At 69.5% G+C, this 15,358-nt stretch carries 14 protein-coding genes; 13 read left to right on the forward strand and 1 reads right to left on the reverse strand.

The window, feature by feature from the left end:
- The first annotated feature begins 20 nt into the window (after positions 1 to 20).
- The 5 genes from FHR84_RS00990 (at position 21) to FHR84_RS01010 (ending at position 4,137) form a co-directional block, all read left to right on the forward strand.
- On the forward strand, positions 21 to 746 hold the full coding sequence (locus tag FHR84_RS00990; protein WP_179533517.1) for an AzlC family ABC transporter permease: 726 nt from the start codon (positions 21 to 23) through the stop codon (positions 744 to 746).
- On the forward strand, positions 743 to 1,060 hold the full coding sequence (locus tag FHR84_RS00995) for an AzlD domain-containing protein (RefSeq protein WP_179533518.1): 318 nt from the start codon (positions 743 to 745) through the stop codon (positions 1,058 to 1,060). The genes FHR84_RS00990 and FHR84_RS00995 overlap by 4 nt, the downstream gene beginning before the upstream one ends.
- 137 nt (positions 1,061 to 1,197) lie before the next feature.
- Positions 1,198 to 2,634 carry an amino acid permease gene (locus FHR84_RS01000; RefSeq protein ID WP_179533519.1) on the forward strand — a complete coding sequence of 479 codons (1,437 nt, stop codon included), beginning with the start codon at positions 1,198 to 1,200 and terminating at the stop codon, positions 2,632 to 2,634.
- Between the two features lie 43 nt (positions 2,635 to 2,677).
- Positions 2,678 to 3,385, forward strand: a complete 708-nt coding sequence (gene pdxT / locus FHR84_RS01005; RefSeq protein ID WP_179533520.1) for a pyridoxal 5'-phosphate synthase glutaminase subunit PdxT — start codon at positions 2,678 to 2,680, stop codon at positions 3,383 to 3,385.
- Positions 3,385 to 4,137, forward strand: a complete 753-nt coding sequence (locus FHR84_RS01010; protein ID WP_179533521.1) for a YebC/PmpR family DNA-binding transcriptional regulator — start codon at positions 3,385 to 3,387, stop codon at positions 4,135 to 4,137. The genes pdxT and FHR84_RS01010 overlap by 1 nt, the downstream gene beginning before the upstream one ends.
- 88 nt (positions 4,138 to 4,225) lie before the next feature.
- Here the strand turns inward: FHR84_RS01010 and FHR84_RS01015 are convergent, their stop codons facing one another.
- Positions 4,226 to 4,855 (reverse strand): class I SAM-dependent methyltransferase, encoded by a 630-nt coding sequence (locus FHR84_RS01015; RefSeq protein WP_179533522.1) that lies wholly within the window; start codon positions 4,853 to 4,855, stop codon positions 4,226 to 4,228.
- Positions 4,856 to 5,087: 232 nt separating this feature from the next.
- Here FHR84_RS01015 and FHR84_RS01020 point away from each other — a divergent pair, with 232 nt between their 5' ends.
- The 8 genes from FHR84_RS01020 to FHR84_RS01055 all read left to right on the forward strand — a co-directional run bounded on the left by FHR84_RS01020 (position 5,088) and on the right by FHR84_RS01055 (position 15,333).
- Positions 5,088 to 5,597 (forward strand): DUF4262 domain-containing protein, encoded by a 510-nt coding sequence (locus FHR84_RS01020; RefSeq protein ID WP_179533523.1) that lies wholly within the window; start codon positions 5,088 to 5,090, stop codon positions 5,595 to 5,597.
- Between the two features lie 118 nt (positions 5,598 to 5,715).
- The gene (gene ruvC / locus FHR84_RS01025; RefSeq protein ID WP_179533524.1) at positions 5,716 to 6,303 is read left to right on the forward strand and encodes a crossover junction endodeoxyribonuclease RuvC; all 588 of its coding nucleotides are present in this window, start codon (positions 5,716 to 5,718) and stop codon (positions 6,301 to 6,303) included.
- Complete coding sequence (gene ruvA, locus FHR84_RS01030; protein WP_179533525.1) at positions 6,300 to 6,968, forward strand: Holliday junction branch migration protein RuvA; 669 nt, start codon at positions 6,300 to 6,302, stop codon at positions 6,966 to 6,968. Before ruvC ends, ruvA begins: the two co-directional genes overlap by 4 nt.
- 146 nt (positions 6,969 to 7,114) lie before the next feature.
- Positions 7,115 to 8,227 carry a Holliday junction branch migration DNA helicase RuvB gene (gene ruvB, locus FHR84_RS01035; RefSeq protein ID WP_179533526.1) on the forward strand — a complete coding sequence of 371 codons (1,113 nt, stop codon included), beginning with the start codon at positions 7,115 to 7,117 and terminating at the stop codon, positions 8,225 to 8,227.
- A gap of 506 nt (positions 8,228 to 8,733) precedes the next feature.
- Positions 8,734 to 9,093 (forward strand): preprotein translocase subunit YajC, encoded by a 360-nt coding sequence (yajC, locus tag FHR84_RS01040; RefSeq protein ID WP_179533527.1) that lies wholly within the window; start codon positions 8,734 to 8,736, stop codon positions 9,091 to 9,093.
- A gap of 390 nt (positions 9,094 to 9,483) precedes the next feature.
- Positions 9,484 to 11,193: a protein translocase subunit SecD gene (gene secD, locus FHR84_RS01045; protein WP_179533528.1), complete on the forward strand. Its 1,710-nt coding sequence runs from the start codon at positions 9,484 to 9,486 to the stop codon at positions 11,191 to 11,193.
- A 3-nt stretch (positions 11,194 to 11,196) separates the two neighbouring features.
- On the forward strand, positions 11,197 to 12,453 hold the full coding sequence (secF, locus tag FHR84_RS01050) for a protein translocase subunit SecF (protein ID WP_179533529.1): 1,257 nt from the start codon (positions 11,197 to 11,199) through the stop codon (positions 12,451 to 12,453).
- A gap of 570 nt (positions 12,454 to 13,023) precedes the next feature.
- Positions 13,024 to 15,333: a RelA/SpoT family protein gene (locus tag FHR84_RS01055; protein ID WP_179533530.1), complete on the forward strand. Its 2,310-nt coding sequence runs from the start codon at positions 13,024 to 13,026 to the stop codon at positions 15,331 to 15,333.
- The last annotated feature ends 25 nt before the right edge of the window (positions 15,334 to 15,358 follow it).

The following is a 15,358-nucleotide window of genomic DNA, read 5'->3' on the forward strand; positions in this document are numbered from 1 at the left end:
TGTGTTCAATATAACTGACTATGCGTTCATTAAAGCGAACAGCGAAGGTTTCCGGGGGTGAATCCTCCCTGCTCGCCGCAGTGGCCTCCATGGGGTTCGCGCTCGCGGTGATCGGCGCTTCGCTCGGGGCCATCGCCGTCTCGCGGGGTGTTCCGCTGTGGCTGGCCACCCTGATGGCCGCCCTGGTGTTCGCGGGCGGCTCCGAGCTGATGGCCGTCGGGATGGCCACCTCCGGGGCGGCCCCGCTCGCGGTGGTGCTCGGCGGGGTGCTGCTCAACGCCCGGCACCTGCCCTACGGGCTGGCTCTGGGGAACGTGCTGGAGGCGAGCGGACCGCTCGGCAGGCTGTTCGGAAGCCACCTGCTGGTGGACGAGGCCGTGGCCTTCGCGCTGGCCGAGTCGGACCCCCACCGGCAGCGACGTGCCTACTGGGCCGCCGGACTCACCCTGTACGGGGTCTGGGCCCCCTCCGTGTTCGTCGGCGGGCTGATCGGCAACGGTGTCGGGGACCCGCGCGCCCTCGGGCTGGACGCGGCCCTGCCCGCCGGGCTGCTCGCCCTGGTGCTGCCCTCGCTGCGGGACCGCCCCACCCTCCGGGCCGTGGCGCTCGGATCCGTGGTGGCCGTGGTGCTGACCCCGCTGCTGGCGGAGGGGCTCCCCGTGCTGCTCGCCCTGCTCGGGACCCTGGCCGCGCTTCCGATCTCACGTGGTGCGCGCCGTGGGACGCGTGAGGAGGAACCGGCATGACCCTGGGAGTCGTGGTGGCGCTGGCCGCGGGCACCTACGCGCTGCGGGTGGCCGGTCCGCTGTTGCGCGGCAGGCTGCGCGTTCCCGAGCGGGGACGACGGCTGCTGGCCACGGCAGCCCTGGTGCTGCTCGGGGCCTTCGTGACCACCAGCGCGCTGTACGAGTCGGGAGCGTTCGCCGGGATGGCGCGGGTCGGCGGAGTCGTGGTCGGCGGGGTGCTGGCCTGGCGGCGGGCGCCGTTCGTGGTGGTGGTGCTGGTGGCCGCCGGGGTTGCCGCGGGGATGCGTGTGCTCTTTGACACGTCCTTTATGTGAACATTCGTTAACCCCCGTGCGGGGGTCGAAAACCGACTGATTAGGGTCTTGTCGATCGCGCCGAACCCGCACCACGGGTTCGCGTCGTACCGAGCCGGGCCATCCGTACCCGGCCGATGCGCAGTGGGAGGCAGACCTTGGTCAGCGCACCCGACCCTCCGAACGACAGCACGGCCACGACCGACCGGCCGGGTGAGCAGGGCAGCGAGGAAGGCTACGCGGCCGGACTGGGCAACCGCCAGGTCCAGATGATCGCCATGGGCGGGGCGATCGGAGTCGGGCTCTTCCTGGGGGCGGGCGGCCTCCTGAAGGAGATGGGGCCGGGGATCATCCTGTCCTACCTGGGCTGCGGCATCGCGGTCTTCTTCGTGATGCGGGCACTCGGCGAGCTGGTGCTGTACCGCCCCGTCTCGGGAAGCTTCGTGGAGTACGCCCGCGAGTTCATCGGCCCGTGGGCCGGATTCGCCGCGGGCTGGATGTACTGGGTGAACTGGGTCGGAAGCGGTGTCGCCGAGATCACCGCCGCCGGGATCTACATCGGGAAGTGGTTCCCGGAGTTCCCCCAGTGGGTCACCGCGCTGCTGTCGCTGCTGGTCCTGCTGGGGGTGAACCTGCTCTCCGTCCGGTTGTTCGGCGAACTCGAGTTCTGGTTCTCGGTGATCAAGGTGCTGGCCATCGTCAGCTTCCTGCTCGTGGGAACCTGGCTGGTCGCCACCGGCGCGCAGGTGGGCGAGACCACGGCGGGCGTGTCGAACCTCTTCGACCACGGCGGCTTCCTCCCGATGGGGTTGCCGGTGGTGCTGATGAGCCTGCAGGGCGTGATCTTCGCCTACGCCTCGATGGAGATGGCCGGTATCGCCGCGGGGGAGACGCGGAATCCGGCGAAGGTGATGCCGCGCGCCATCAACAGCGTCATCGCGCGCATCGCGCTGTTCTACGTGGGCTCGTTGCTGCTGCTGTGCATGGTCCTGCCCTGGACCGCCTACAGCGGCGCGGAGAGCCCGTTCGTGACGGTGTTCTCCAGCATCGGCGTTCCGTGGGCCGGCGACATCATGAACTTCGTCGTGCTGACCGCCGCGTTGTCCAGCTGCAACTCCGGCCTCTACTCGACGGGGCGCATCCTGCGTTCGCTCTCGCTCAACGGGGAGGCCCCCTCCTTCACCGCCAGGATGAACGCGCAACGCGCCCCCTACGGAGCCGTGCTGTTCACGGCGGCCGTCTTCCTGCTCGGGGTGCTGCTCAACTACGCGGTTCCGGACAAGGCCTTCGAGATCGCCACTTCGATCTCCTCGCTCGGCGTGATCGCCACCTGGGCGGCGCTGCTGTACAGCCAGCTCAGGATGCGCAGGCTCGCGAAGCTGGGTCGGCTGCAGCGCCCCTCCTACCGGATGCCCGGATCGCCCTACACGAACTGGATCGTGCTCGGCTTCCTCGCGCTCGTGCTCGTGCTGGCCGGGTTCTCCTCGGACGTCGCGGCCCGCTGGTCGCTGTACGCCGTCCCGCTGCTGATCGTGGCGATATGGTTCGGCTGGAGTGTCGTCCGCCGCCGGGCGGGCGTCTCCCGGGCGGGGTGACCCTGGCTTTGCCCGATCGCGGGTGTGCAGGACAATCGGGGGTGTGAACCAAGCTCAACCGGTGGTGGGTGTGCTCGCCCTGCAGGGCGACGTCGCCGAGCACCTCGATGCGTTCGAGCGCATCGGAGTCTCGGCGCTACCCGTGCGCAGGCCCGAGGAACTCGCCGCTGTCGACGGGCTCGTACTTCCCGGGGGCGAGTCGACGACGATGACACGCCTGCTGGAGAACTTCGAGCTCTTCGAACCGTTGCGGCAACGGCTGCGGGACGGCATGCCCGCCTACGGCTCCTGCGCGGGCATGGTGCTGCTGGCGGGCAGCGTGCTGGACGACCGCTCCGACGACCGGGGCGGTCCCGGTGTCCGCCCCCTCGGAGCGCTGGACGTGGTGGTCCGGCGCAACGCGTTCGGACGTCAGGTCGACTCCTTCGAGGCCGATCTCGACTTCGCGGGGATCGAGGGGGATCCGCTGCACGCCGTGTTCATCCGCGCCCCCGTCGTGGAGAAGGCGGGTGCCGGTGTCACGGTGCTGGCCGAAGTGCCGGGACGGTCGTCGCACGACTCGGCCTCCGAAGCCGGGACGGGTACCATCGTCGCCGTTCGGCAGGGTCCGGTGCTCGCGACCGCGTTCCACCCGGAGCTGGTCGACGGGGACGATCGGGTGCATCGCCTGTTCGTGCGGGTAATCCACGAGAGCGGTGCCGGAGACACCCGCGACACCACTCCGGCAAGAGCAGATACCACGGAGGACTGATGAGCGGCCACTCCAAGTGGGCCACTACCAAGCACAAGAAGGCCGCCCTCGACGCCAAGCGCGGCAAGCTCTTCGCGAAGCTGACCAAGAACATCGAGGTTGCCGCGCGGATGGGCGGGGGCGATCCCGAGGCCAACCCGACCCTGTACGACGCCATGCAGAAGGCGCGCAAGTCCTCGGTGCCGCAGGACAACATCGAGCGCGCCCGCAAGCGTGGTGCCGGTGAGGAGGCGGGCGGCGCCGACTGGCAGACGGTCATGTACGAGGGCTACGCACCCAACGGTGTGGGAGTGCTGGTCGAGTGCCTGACCGACAACCGCAACCGCGCGGCCAGTGAGGTGCGGACCACGATGAACCGCCACGGTGGTTCGATGGCCGACGCGGGTTCGGTGTCGTACCTGTTCAACAGGCGCGGGGTCGTGCTCCTGCCCAAGAACGGGCTGAGCGAGGAGGACGTGCTCGGCGCCGTGCTGGACGCGGGAGCCGAGGAGATCGAGGACCTCGGGGAGAAGTACGAGGTGCTCTGCGAGCCCGGCGACCTCGTCCCGGTGCGCAAGGCCCTGCAGGCCGAGGGGTACGAGTACGACTCGGCCGAACCGAGCTTCCTCCCCTCGGTGAACGTTCCGCTGGACAGCGACGGCGCGCGCAAGGTCTTCAAGCTGATCGACTCGCTCGAGGACTGCGACGACGTGCAGAACGTGTACTCGAACTTCGACGTCAGCGACGAGATCATGGCGCAGCTCTCCGCTTGAGGCGGAGAACTCTCGGGGGCGGCTCGCTGCCGGCCCCGAGAGTTCTCCACGAGCGGCAGTGGGCACGTTTTCCGAACGGCTCCGCTCGTCACAGCCTGCGGGCCCGCGCCAGCCAGGCCGCCGTGTCCACCACCTCGCCCGCCCGGACGTTCAGCTGTCCGGCGTACTCCTCGCCCGCGGTTCCCCGGTAGCGGTCCTCCCGGAGCTCCTCCAGCTCCCAGCCGGGACCGAAGGAGCCCCGAACCGCCTCCGCGCTGAGCCGGGGACCTCCCGCGTCCCGGGTGTCCGCCAGTGCCAGCACGTGCAGCACCGCGCCGGGGTGGCACACCGCGTGCAGGCTCCGCGTGTAGACCAGGCGGTCCCGCTCCCCGAAGACGTGCAGCAGCGCGCTGTCCACCACCGTGTCGAAACGGGGCGGTGTGCCGAGGTCCAGGGCGTCGGCGACCTCGAACCGGGCAGGAGTCCCGCGCTCGGAGGCGTTCCGCCGTGCCGTGGCGACGGCGGTCCCCGAACCGTCGATGCCGAGGACCTCGTAGCCGAGCTCGGTGAGCAGGATCGTGTTCTCCCCGGTACCGCACCCGGCGTCGAGCACCGAACCGGACACGTGCCCGGCCCGTTCCAGCTCGACCAGCGCGGGTTGGGGTTCTCCGATCACCCAGGGGGGTGTGCCTTCCGCGTAGGCGCTCTCGAAGCTGTCGCGCGGGAGCGAAGCGTCCATCGGTGCTCCTCGTCTCGTCCGTGCTTTCCGCTTCCGGGGGCGGTGTGCCCTCGGAACGGTTCGGTTCCGCGAACTGTGCTGGTTCGATCTGACTCGAAGTCAAGTGCGGATTCCGCGGAGCACCCCGGTGGGGTGGTGACACGGTGAACTAGGCTTCGCCCCGACGCCGCGCGCCCGGACACCGCCCGCGGCGGCCGCGAACGCGTACCACCCGACGGAGAGGCGAAGCGCGATGACCGCCACCCCGGACGCCACCGACGAGCTGCGCGACTGGCTGTTACGCACCTCCGAACGCCACGGTGCCGCCGTCGTGCACGTCGACGAGGAGGAACAACACCCGCCGTACGCGTTCTCGGTGGGCGCCTGGAGACGGTTCGGCAAGCCCGAGGTCGTGGTGGTCGGGCTCCCCCAGGAGGTCGCGCAGACCGTCGTGAACACCTACACGGCCCGGGCCGGCCGGGGAGAGCGCTTCGTCCCGGGGTGGCTCTACGAGGGCTTCCTGGCCGAGCAGCCGGTCACCTTCGAGCGGGTGTCCGGCAGGTACTACCCGGAGTACCTCGGCAGTGCGATGCTCCTGTACGGAGACGAGGACTTCCCCGCCGTTCAGTTGTTGCTGCCCACTCCCGACACCGGCGTCTTCCCCTGGTCCGACCGGGCGCCGAAGGGGTTTCCCGAGTACCAGCCGGTGCTGACCGACTCCGGACTGCCCGAGAGCTGGGTCCCCGGCCGCGACGGGGTTTGACCTTCCGGGGCGGCGCCGTCCTCCGGGGCCTTCGGTGTGTCGTCCGTGCCGGACCGCTCGGGCGGGCGATAGGATTCGAACGTCTGTTCAACGAAGGCTCGCGCGAGAGGATGACGGGGTGCGCGTACTCGGAGTCGACCCGGGGCTGACACGCTGCGGGGTCGGCGTCATCGAAGGAGGACACCAGCGGGGTGTGAACTGCCTCGGCGTCGGTGTCGTGCGCAGTCCCGTCGAGGACGAGCTGCCGCAGCGCCTGCTGACCGTCGGTGACGGGGTCGAGGAGTGGATCCGTGAGCACGAGCCGGAAGTGGTGGCGATAGAACGGGTGTTCAGCCAGCAGAACGTGCGCTCGGTCATGGGGACCGCCCAGGTCTCGGGGGTGGTGGCGCTGGCGGCGGCGCGCAGGGACATTCAGGTCGCCTTCCACACCCCCAGCTCCGTCAAGGCGGCCATCAGCGGTTCGGGCAAGGCCGACAAGCGCCAGGTGACCTCGATGGTGAGCAAGGTCCTCGGGCTGAGCACACCACCCAAACCCGCCGACGCCGCCGACGCGCTGGCGCTGGCACTGTGCCACCTGTGGCGCGCGCCGATGACGGGGAGGTTGGCCGAGGCCGAGCAGCGGGCCGCCGAGCTCGCCCGCAACCACCGGCAGCGGCTGCGCCGGGCCGCTCGTGACTCGTCCGGGACGGGAGGGCAACAACGATGATCGCTTCGGTCCGGGGCGAGGTGCTGTCCGTCGGGCTGGACCACGCCGTGATCGAGGTCGGCGGTGTGGGGATGGCCGTGTACGCGACCCCGGCCACCCTGGGCGGGATCCGGCGCGGGGAAGAGGCCAGGCTGGCCACCTCGCTGGTGGTCCGCGAGGACTCGCTCACGCTCTACGGCTTCGCCGACGCCCAGGCACGTGACCTGTTCACCCTGCTGCAGACCGCTTCCGGGGTGGGCCCCCGGCTGGCGCTGGCCGCGTTGGCCGTGCTCGAACCGTGGCAGTTGCGCGACGCCCTCGCCGAGGGCGACATCGGTGTGCTGACCAGGGTCCCCGGCATCGGCAAGAAGAACGCGGAAAGGCTGACCCTCGAACTGCGGGACAAGGTCAACGCGTTGCCCGGGAACCAGGCTGTCCCGGGAGGCGAACCGGCCGGTCCTCAGGGCGAGTCGGTGGACGGAACGCGGGCCGCGGACGAGCCCGGCCCGGTCCCCACCGCGCGGCTTCGTTCCGAGGTCGGCGAGGCCCTGGTCGGGCTCGGTTTTTCCGCCAAGCAGGCCGAGCAGAGCGTGGACGCGGTGCTCGCGGAGGGCGGGGAGGACCGGCTCGACACCTCGACCCTGCTGCGCAGGGCGCTGGCGACGCTCGGTCCCAAGAGTTCATGAGGGAATCCCTGGAACACTGGGGGTGAACGGGCGCGCGGACCGGTCGCTCGGCGATCCGCTCCGTTCGCGGCGCCGGGGACGCGGAGAGCCCGCCGAGGCAGCCTCGCGGGTTCCAGGTCAGCACGGACGAGGCTTCGAGGAGACCGATGCACGAGGACGAGTGGGGGGAGAGCTCCGGTGCTCCACCGGCCGAGGACGCGGGGCAGCAGGAGGAGCTGTCACCGCACCAGAGCAGTGGTGAGCAGGAGATAGAGGCGAGTCTGCGTCCGCGCAAGCTCGCCGACTTCGTCGGGCAGCCGCGGGTGCGCGAGCAGTTGAAGCTCGTGCTGCACGGTGCGCTGGGGCGCGGTGAGCAGCCCGATCACGTGCTGTTCGCGGGACCGCCCGGGCTGGGCAAGACCAGCCTCGCGATGATTCTGGCCTCCGAGCTCTCGGCCTCGATCCGGGTCACTTCGGGCCCCGCGCTGGAACGTCCCGGGGACCTGGCGGCGATGCTGTCCAACCTGACCGCGGGCGACGTGCTGTTCATCGACGAGATACACCGGATGGCCCGCCCGGCCGAGGAGATGCTCTACCTCGCGATGGAGGACTACCGGGTGGACGTCGTCGTGGGCAAGGGGCCGGGCGCCACGAGCATCCCCCTGGACATAGCTCCGTTCACCCTGGTGGGGGCCACCACCCGCTCCGGCTCGCTCACCGGGCCGCTGCGCGACCGGTTCGGTTTCACGGCCAACATGGAGTTCTACGAGCCCTCCGAACTCGGCGAGGTGATCCGGAGGTCGGCGGGAATCCTCGGGGTGCGGTTGCGCGAGGACGGGGCGCACGAGATAGCCCGGCGGTGCCGCGGCACCCCGCGCATCGCCAACCGCCTGCTGCGACGGGTCCGGGACTACGCCGAGGTCCGCTCCGACGGCACCGTCACGGTGGAGGTGGCCCGCGCGGCCCTCGAGGTCTACGACGTGGACGAGCTCGGGCTGGACCGGCTGGACAGGGCGGTGCTCGGTGCGCTGGCCCGTTCCTTCAACGGCGGACCGGTCGGGATCTCCACGCTGGCCGTGGCGGTCGGGGAGGAGCAGAGCACCATCGAGGAGGTCTGCGAGCCCTACCTGGTCCGGGCGGGGATGCTGGCGCGCACCCCGCGGGGGCGGGTGGCCACGGCGGCGGCGTGGCAGCACCTGGGGCTGGTGCCCCCCGCGAACGCCTTCGGTGTGGGAACGGCTCCCCCGGAGGAGGCCGAACCGACGCTGTTCGAGGAGTAGGGTCGGCGGGTCTTTTCGCTTGGCGGTTCGGGTGGCGGAACCTCTCGCGGGCTCTCGCTCCGGCCAGGCCCGACATCGGGTAGCCACCTGCACAACGTCGGGCCTTCCTCGCGAGAGCACCACGAGAGAACCCGCGGCGGTGCCGACTGCCCGGGCTCGTAAGCGCTTGCGTCGGAGGAGAGCCCCTTGGTCGGGAGTTCTGACGGGATCTCGGCGCAGCAGCGAGCGTTCGCGCGACCGGGACGACGAAGCCTCGCCGAGAGAGGGCGGGTGGGCTTGCGCACGTTTGCGCGCTCTCCGCGGGGGAAGCCGGGGCGTGCGCGCCGCTCGGCCCTGTGCGCTGGGACACAGCCCGTCGAGGTGAAGGGTTCCGGGTAGGCCCGTTTCACCGCAGGTGAGCCTGGCACACTGGAGGCGGTACATCCGAACAGTCCGGGCGCCGGTGGTGCACGGCTCCGTTGTCGCGGTCGCCGCGCTGTCCGGGAGACGTCCGTGGATGGAGCAAGATGGAAGGCCTGATTTTTCCGATTCTGCTCGTCGGCATCGCCGCGATGCTGTTCTTCCAGATGCGCAAGCAGCGGAAGGCGATGAGCGAACAGCAGAAGCTGCAGAACTCGTTGACGGTCGGTGACCGCGTCATGACCACCTCGGGGCTTTTCGGCACCGTCGTGGAGACGAACGACGATTCCCTCGATCTCGAAATCGCCGATGGTGTCGTCACCACCTGGTTGCGTCAGGCGATCAGGGAGAAGGTCAACTCCGAGGCCGACGAGGACGACAGCGACGAGGACTCGGACGACGACGAGCTGGCCGATTCCGGTGACGAGGAGACGGTCGACAGCACCGAGAAGCAGAAGACCAGCTGACGGGCGCGCTCGTCGGTCCGTCGGACCGCGTGGCGCGCTGAGGATCGAATGCCGCACCGGACACGTGTGCGCGAGACGGTTCGTGTCCGGTGGCGGGTTCTCGCCATCGACGTGTGCGATTCTCCCCGGCTGAACACGCGGAACACCGCGCGCCGAGGTGATCCGCGCGGAAAGCGACACGGATCATGGTGGCAAGCACGCGGGTCCGCGGATATGTTGCCGACGTCCCCTCCCGACGGGAGGGGGCGAACATGTGACCTGTCAAACTGAACAGCGCTGTCGCGCAGTTACCGTGCGGCGCGTCGCGTCGTGCCGGACCGGTGCGACGGCGTGGCTCTGGACGACTGCTGGACCTTCGGCACCGACCTCGGACGAGGAGACAGACCTAACGTGGCACCTCCACGCGGGCAGATCCGGCCGGCACGCTACTTGCTGGCCTTCGTGGTGATTCTCCTGGGTATATACAGCCTGGTGTTCTTCACCGGCGACCGCAAACCCACCCCGGAGCTGGGAATCGATCTACAGGGTGGCACCCGGGTCACGTTGACGGCCCGCACTCCCAACGGGAAGCCACCGAGCGACGAGTCGCTGAAGCAGGCTCGGCAGATCATCGAACAACGGGTCAACGGGCTCGGGGTGAGCGGCTCCGAGGTGACCATCGACGGGACGAACCTGGTCATCACCGTGCCCGGCAAGGACGGGGAGCAGGCCAAGCGGCTCGGCCAGACCGCGGAGCTGAACCTCCGCCAGGTCAAGCAGGCCGTTCCCGTCTCGGCCACCCAGGGCGGTCAGGGCGGCCAAGCTCCCCAGCAGGGTGACGGCTCCGGCGCCTCGGGCCAGGAAGATCCGGCGAACACGGCTCCGCAGGCTGCCGCCCAGCGGGCCCAGGCCCAGCAGCAGGACCCGGGCCAGCAGGGGGACTCCTCCGGGGAGCAGGCACCCGGCCAGAACGGCGACGACGCCTCCAGGGCCGAGCGCATCGAGCAGGCGAAGAAGCTGCGGCAGAGCGAGAACCCAGCGATACAGCGTCAGGCGGTCATGGCGCTGGACTGCAGCGCCCCCGACCCGCTGCGCGGCCACGCCGATCCGAAGAAGCCGCTGGTGACCTGCGGCCAGGACGGAGAGCGCAAGTACATCCTCGAGCCGGTGCTGATCCCCGGCACCCAGATCGCCGACGCGAACTCCGCCCCGCCGGGTGAGCGCAAGCCCGAGTGGACCGTGAACCTGAACTTCAAGCAGCAGGGCAGCGGGACCTGGGCCGACTTCACGTCCCAGAACGTCGGCCAGCAGGTCGGCTTCGTCCTGGACAACCAGGTGGTCTCGGCCCCGTCGATCAACAGTGCGATCGTCGGCGGCAACACGCAGATCACGGGTGACTTCAACCAGGAGGAGGCCGAGAACCTGGCCAACACCCTCAAGTACGGCTCCCTGCCGCTGGCCTTCGACCAGTCGACGGCCGAGACGGTCTCGCCCACCCTGGGCATAGCCTCCCTGGAGGCGGCCCTGCTCGCGGGCGGCATCGGGCTGATCCTGGTCGCGGGCTACTGCCTGGTCTACTACCGACTGCTCGGACTGCTGACCATCCTCTCGCTGGTGCTGTCCGGCGCGGTCGTCTACGGCGTGCTGGTGCTGTTCGGGCGTTGGATCGGCTTCACGCTCGACCTGCCCGGCATGGCCGGATTCATCATCGCGATCGGAATCACCGCGGACTCGTTCATCGTGTTCTTCGAACGCCTCAAGGACGAGATCCGCGAGGGCAGGACCTTCCGGTCCGCGGTGCCGCGCTCCTGGGCACGAGCGCGCAGAACCATCCTCTCCGCGGACACGGTCAGTTTCCTCGCCGCCGGGGTGCTGTACCTGCTGGCGGTCGGACAGGTGAAGGGCTTCGCGTTCACGCTCGGGATGTCGACGGTGCTGGACCTGATCGTCGTGTTCCTGGTGACCCATCCCCTGGTCGCCCTGGCCTCCCGCAACAAGTTCCTCTCGCGCCCCGGGCTCTCGGGGCTCGGCGCCGTCCAGCGGATGGGTGAGCGTGCCAGGAGACAACGGCAGGGCAACCAGCAGCAGAGTGCTTCGGGCGGCACTCCGAAGGAGGCTTGAGGCGTGGACACCACCGGAAGCAACGGGAACGCTCCGGCCGCGGACAGCGGTGCGAACACGGCGGGTCGCAAGAGCGGGGTGCTGCACCGCCTCTACACGGGCACCGGTGCCTTCGACATCGTCGGCAAGCGCAAGTACTGGTACGTGATCCTCGGGCTGCTGATGTTGGCCTCGGCCGCCTCGATCGGCATCAAGGGGTTCAACCTCAGCCTCGAGTTCGAGGGCGGGACCAGCATCTCGATGCCCGCCCAGGGAGCCTCCGGGCAGATCACCACCGAGCAGGTCGAGAGCACGTTCCGGGACACGCTCGACGAGGACCCCTCCTCGGTTCAGCTGGTCGGCAGCGGTGGCTCGCAGACGGTGCAGATCAGCACCGAGAAGCTCAGCGTCCAGCAGGTCGGCGAGGTCAAAACGGCGCTCTACGAGGATCTGCGCCCGCTCGGGGCGAACGGTCAGCCGAGCGCGGAGGCCATCAGTGACAGCGCCGTCAGCGGGACCTGGGGCAACGAGATCACCAGGCAGGCGTTGATCGCGCTGGGCGTGTTCCTCGCGCTGGTCACCGTGTTCCTCGTCTTCTACTTCGAGCGCTGGATGGCCGTGGGCGCGCTGGTAGCGCTGGTCCACGACGTGCTGGTCACGGCGGGGATCTACTCGATGACCGGCTTCGAGGTCAGCCCGAGCACGGTGATCGGCCTGCTGACCATCCTCGGGTTCTCGCTCTACGACACGGTCGTGGTCTTCGACAAGGTCAAGGAGAACACCTCCGGTCTGTTGAGCGTGACCCGTCGCACCTATCCGGAGGCGGCGAACCTCGCGGTCAACCAGTCCCTGATGCGTTCGATCAACACTTCGGTGATCGCCCTGCTGCCCGTGCTGGGGCTGTTGTTCGTCGGTGCGGGACTGCTCGGTGTCGGCGTGCTGCGCGACCTGGCGCTCGTCCAGGGGATCGGCATGATCGCGGGTGTGTTCTCCTCGCTGCTGCTGGCCACTCCGCTGCTGGTCGACCTGAAGATGCGCGACCCCAAGTACCGCGCGCAGCGGGACAAGGTCGTGCAGCGCAGGGAGAACCGCAGTGAGACGAGCGAGCAGCCGGACACGGGCGAGGACGCCCCCGCGGGGGGAACCGGCGAGCGGCCGAGGCGCAACGGCTCCGCGGCCCGGATGGCCGGGGCCGGGGCCGCGAAGGGATCCGGACCCTCGGAGCAGGCACGCCCGTCCGGCAAGGCTCAACGCCGAGCCGGGGAGCGAAGGCGCAGGTGACCTTCTTAGAGAGTGCGCGGCTTGGTCTGCTTGGGTGGTTCCGTGGGGGAACCTCGGTCGGGGTCTCGCTGCGGGTGCCCCGACATCGGGTAGCGGTTCTGCACAACGTCGGGACCGTCCTCGCGAGACCCGAGACTGAGAACCCCCGGCGGCGCCGATTGCGCGGGTGGTGAAAAGCGGCCGCGCCGCTCGACCGACACCCGGCCCGAGCGAGCACTCGCTCAACCCGCACGGGTTTCTCGGTCCCCGCAGCGATCCGCCGTGCGGCCCTTGCCGGGTCGCGCGGCGGATTTTTCGTGGGACCGTCCTGCTCGTGAGCCGGTGGGACCTGCTCGCGAAGTGATCGGCCGGACGGGTCACGGGATCGGTTCAGATCGGTTCGGCCGCTGCCCCGCCGGGTGATCCGCAGCACTTTGCGACCGCCGAGCGCGGCACGGGGGCGACGGGGAAGTTCGATCGGCCGGTGCAGCGTTATGCTCGATGTCCGGGTCATACACCGGACACCTCGGGTGTGCCGTGACGAAGTGGACCCGGGGCGAGAGCGGATCCTCGAGTGCCCGGGAGCGTGCTGTGAGCCAAGAAGCCGAGTCCCCTGCGACCGAGTCCTCCGGGCAGCGACCGGCCTCGGCGACCCGACGGGTTCGCGCGCGGTTGGCCCGGCGGATAACCGCGCAGCGACCCACCCAGGTCAAGCAGGTCCTCGAACCGCTTGCCTCGGTGCACCGCGAGCTGCATCCCCAGGCCGACCTGGGGCTGCTCCAGCGGGCCTACGACGTCGCCGAGGAGCAGCACAGCACGCAGCAGCGCAAGTCGGGCGATCCCTACATCACGCACCCGCTGGCCGTCGCGACCATCCTCGCCGAGCTGGGAATGGACACGACCACGCTCGTCGCGGCGCTGCTGCACGACACGGTCGAGGACACCGACTACCCGCTGGACCAGTTGCGCGCCGACTTCGGCGAGGAGGTCTCGCACCTGGTCGACGGGGTCACCAAGCTGGACAAGGTCAAGCTCGGAACGGCCGCCGAGGCCGAGACCATCCGCAAGATGGTCATCGCGATGGCCCGCGACCCGCGCGTGGTCGTGATCAAGCTGGCCGACCGGTTGCACAACATGCGGACCATGCGTTTCCTGCCGCCCGAGAAGCAGGTGCGCAAGGCGCGCGAGACCCTCGAAGTCCTGGCTCCGCTGGCGCATCGGCTCGGCATGGCCACGATCAAGTGGGAGCTGGAGGACCTGGCCTTCGCCATCCTGCAGCCGAAGAAGTACGACGAGATCGTGCGGCTGGTCGCCAACCGGGCTCCCTCCAGGGACATCTACCTGCGTCAGGTCGTCGACGAGATCTCCGGCAACCTGGACGCCGCGCGGCTGTCGGCGAAGGTGGAGGGCAGGCCGAAGCACTACTACTCGATCCACCAGAAGATGATCGTGCGGGGCCGGGACTTCGACGACATCCACGATCTGGTGGGCGTGCGGATCCTCGTCGACCAGGTGCGGGACTGCTACGCGGCCATGGGGGTGGTCCACGCGCTGTGGCAGCCGATGCCGGGGCGCTTCAAGGACTACATCGCGCAGCCGAAGTTCGGCGTGTACCAGTCGCTGCACACCACCGTGATCGGACCGGAGGGCAAACCTCTCGAGATCCAGATCCGTACCGAGGAGATGCACCGGACGGCCGAGTACGGCATCGCCGCGCACTGGCGGTACAAGGAGTCCAAGGGCCGCGGTCGGGGCGGCGCGGGCGTCGAGATCGACGAGATGGCGTGGATGCGCCAGCTGCTGGACTGGCAGCGCGAGGCGGCCGATCCGGGCGAGTTCCTGGAGTCGCTGCGCTACGACCTCAACACGAGGGAGATCTTCGTGTTCACCCCGAAGGGCGACGTGATCACGCTGCCCGCGGGCTCCACCCCCGTCGACTTCGCCTACGCGGTCCACACCGAGGTCGGGCACCGGTGCATCGGTTCCAGGGTGAACGGCAGGCTCGTCGCTCTGGAACGCAAGCTGGAGAACGGCGAGGTCGTGGAGATCTTCACCTCGAAGGCGGAGGGCTCGGGGCCCAGCCGCGACTGGCTGTCCTTCGTGGCCTCGCCGCGGGCCAAGACCAAGATCAAGCAGTGGTTCGCCAAGGAACGCCGCGAAGAGGCGATCGAGTCCGGAAAGCAGGCGATAGCCAAGGAGCTGCGCAGGCTCGGTCTGCCGGTGCAGCGGTTGGTCTCGGCCGACTCGATCGGCTCGGTGGCCAAGGAACTGCACTACACGGACGTCACGGCGCTCTACGCGGCCGTGGGGGAACGTCAGGTTTCCGCGCACCACGTGGTGCAGCGGTTGGTCGCCTCCCTCGGAGGTGTGGAGCAGGCCGAGGACGAGATCGCCGAGAGGTCCACCCCGTCCACGGTCCAGCAGCAGCGCCGGTCCTCCGGCGACTCCGGTGTGCGCGTGGAGGGAGCAGGCGCCGGCGAGGTGTGGGCCAAGCTGGCGCGTTGCTGCACCCCGGTTCCCGGCGACGAGATCCTCGGCTTCGTCACCAGGGGCGGCGGGGTCAGCGTGCACCGCACCGACTGCAACAACGCCGGTAACCTGCGCAACAAGCCCGAGCGCCTGGTCGAGGTCTACTGGGCCCCCTCGAACTCCTCGGTCTTCCTCGTGGCGATCCAGGTGGAGGCACTGGACCGGCACCGGCTGCTCTCGGACGTGACGAAGGTGCTCGCCGACGAGAAGGTCAACATCCTGTCGGCCTCGGTGACCACGTCGAAGGACCGCGTCGCGGTGAGCCGGTTCTCCTTCGAGATGGGCGATCCCAAGCACCTCGGCCACGTGCTCAAGGCGGTGCGCAACATCGAAGGGGTCTACGACGTCTACCGCATGACCTCGGCGGCGTGATCGGGCCGCTGCGCACCGCTCCCGT

The sequence above is a fragment of the Actinopolyspora biskrensis genome, assembly GCF_013408175.1.
Taxonomy (GTDB): Bacteria; Actinomycetota; Actinomycetes; order Mycobacteriales; family Pseudonocardiaceae; genus Actinopolyspora; species Actinopolyspora biskrensis.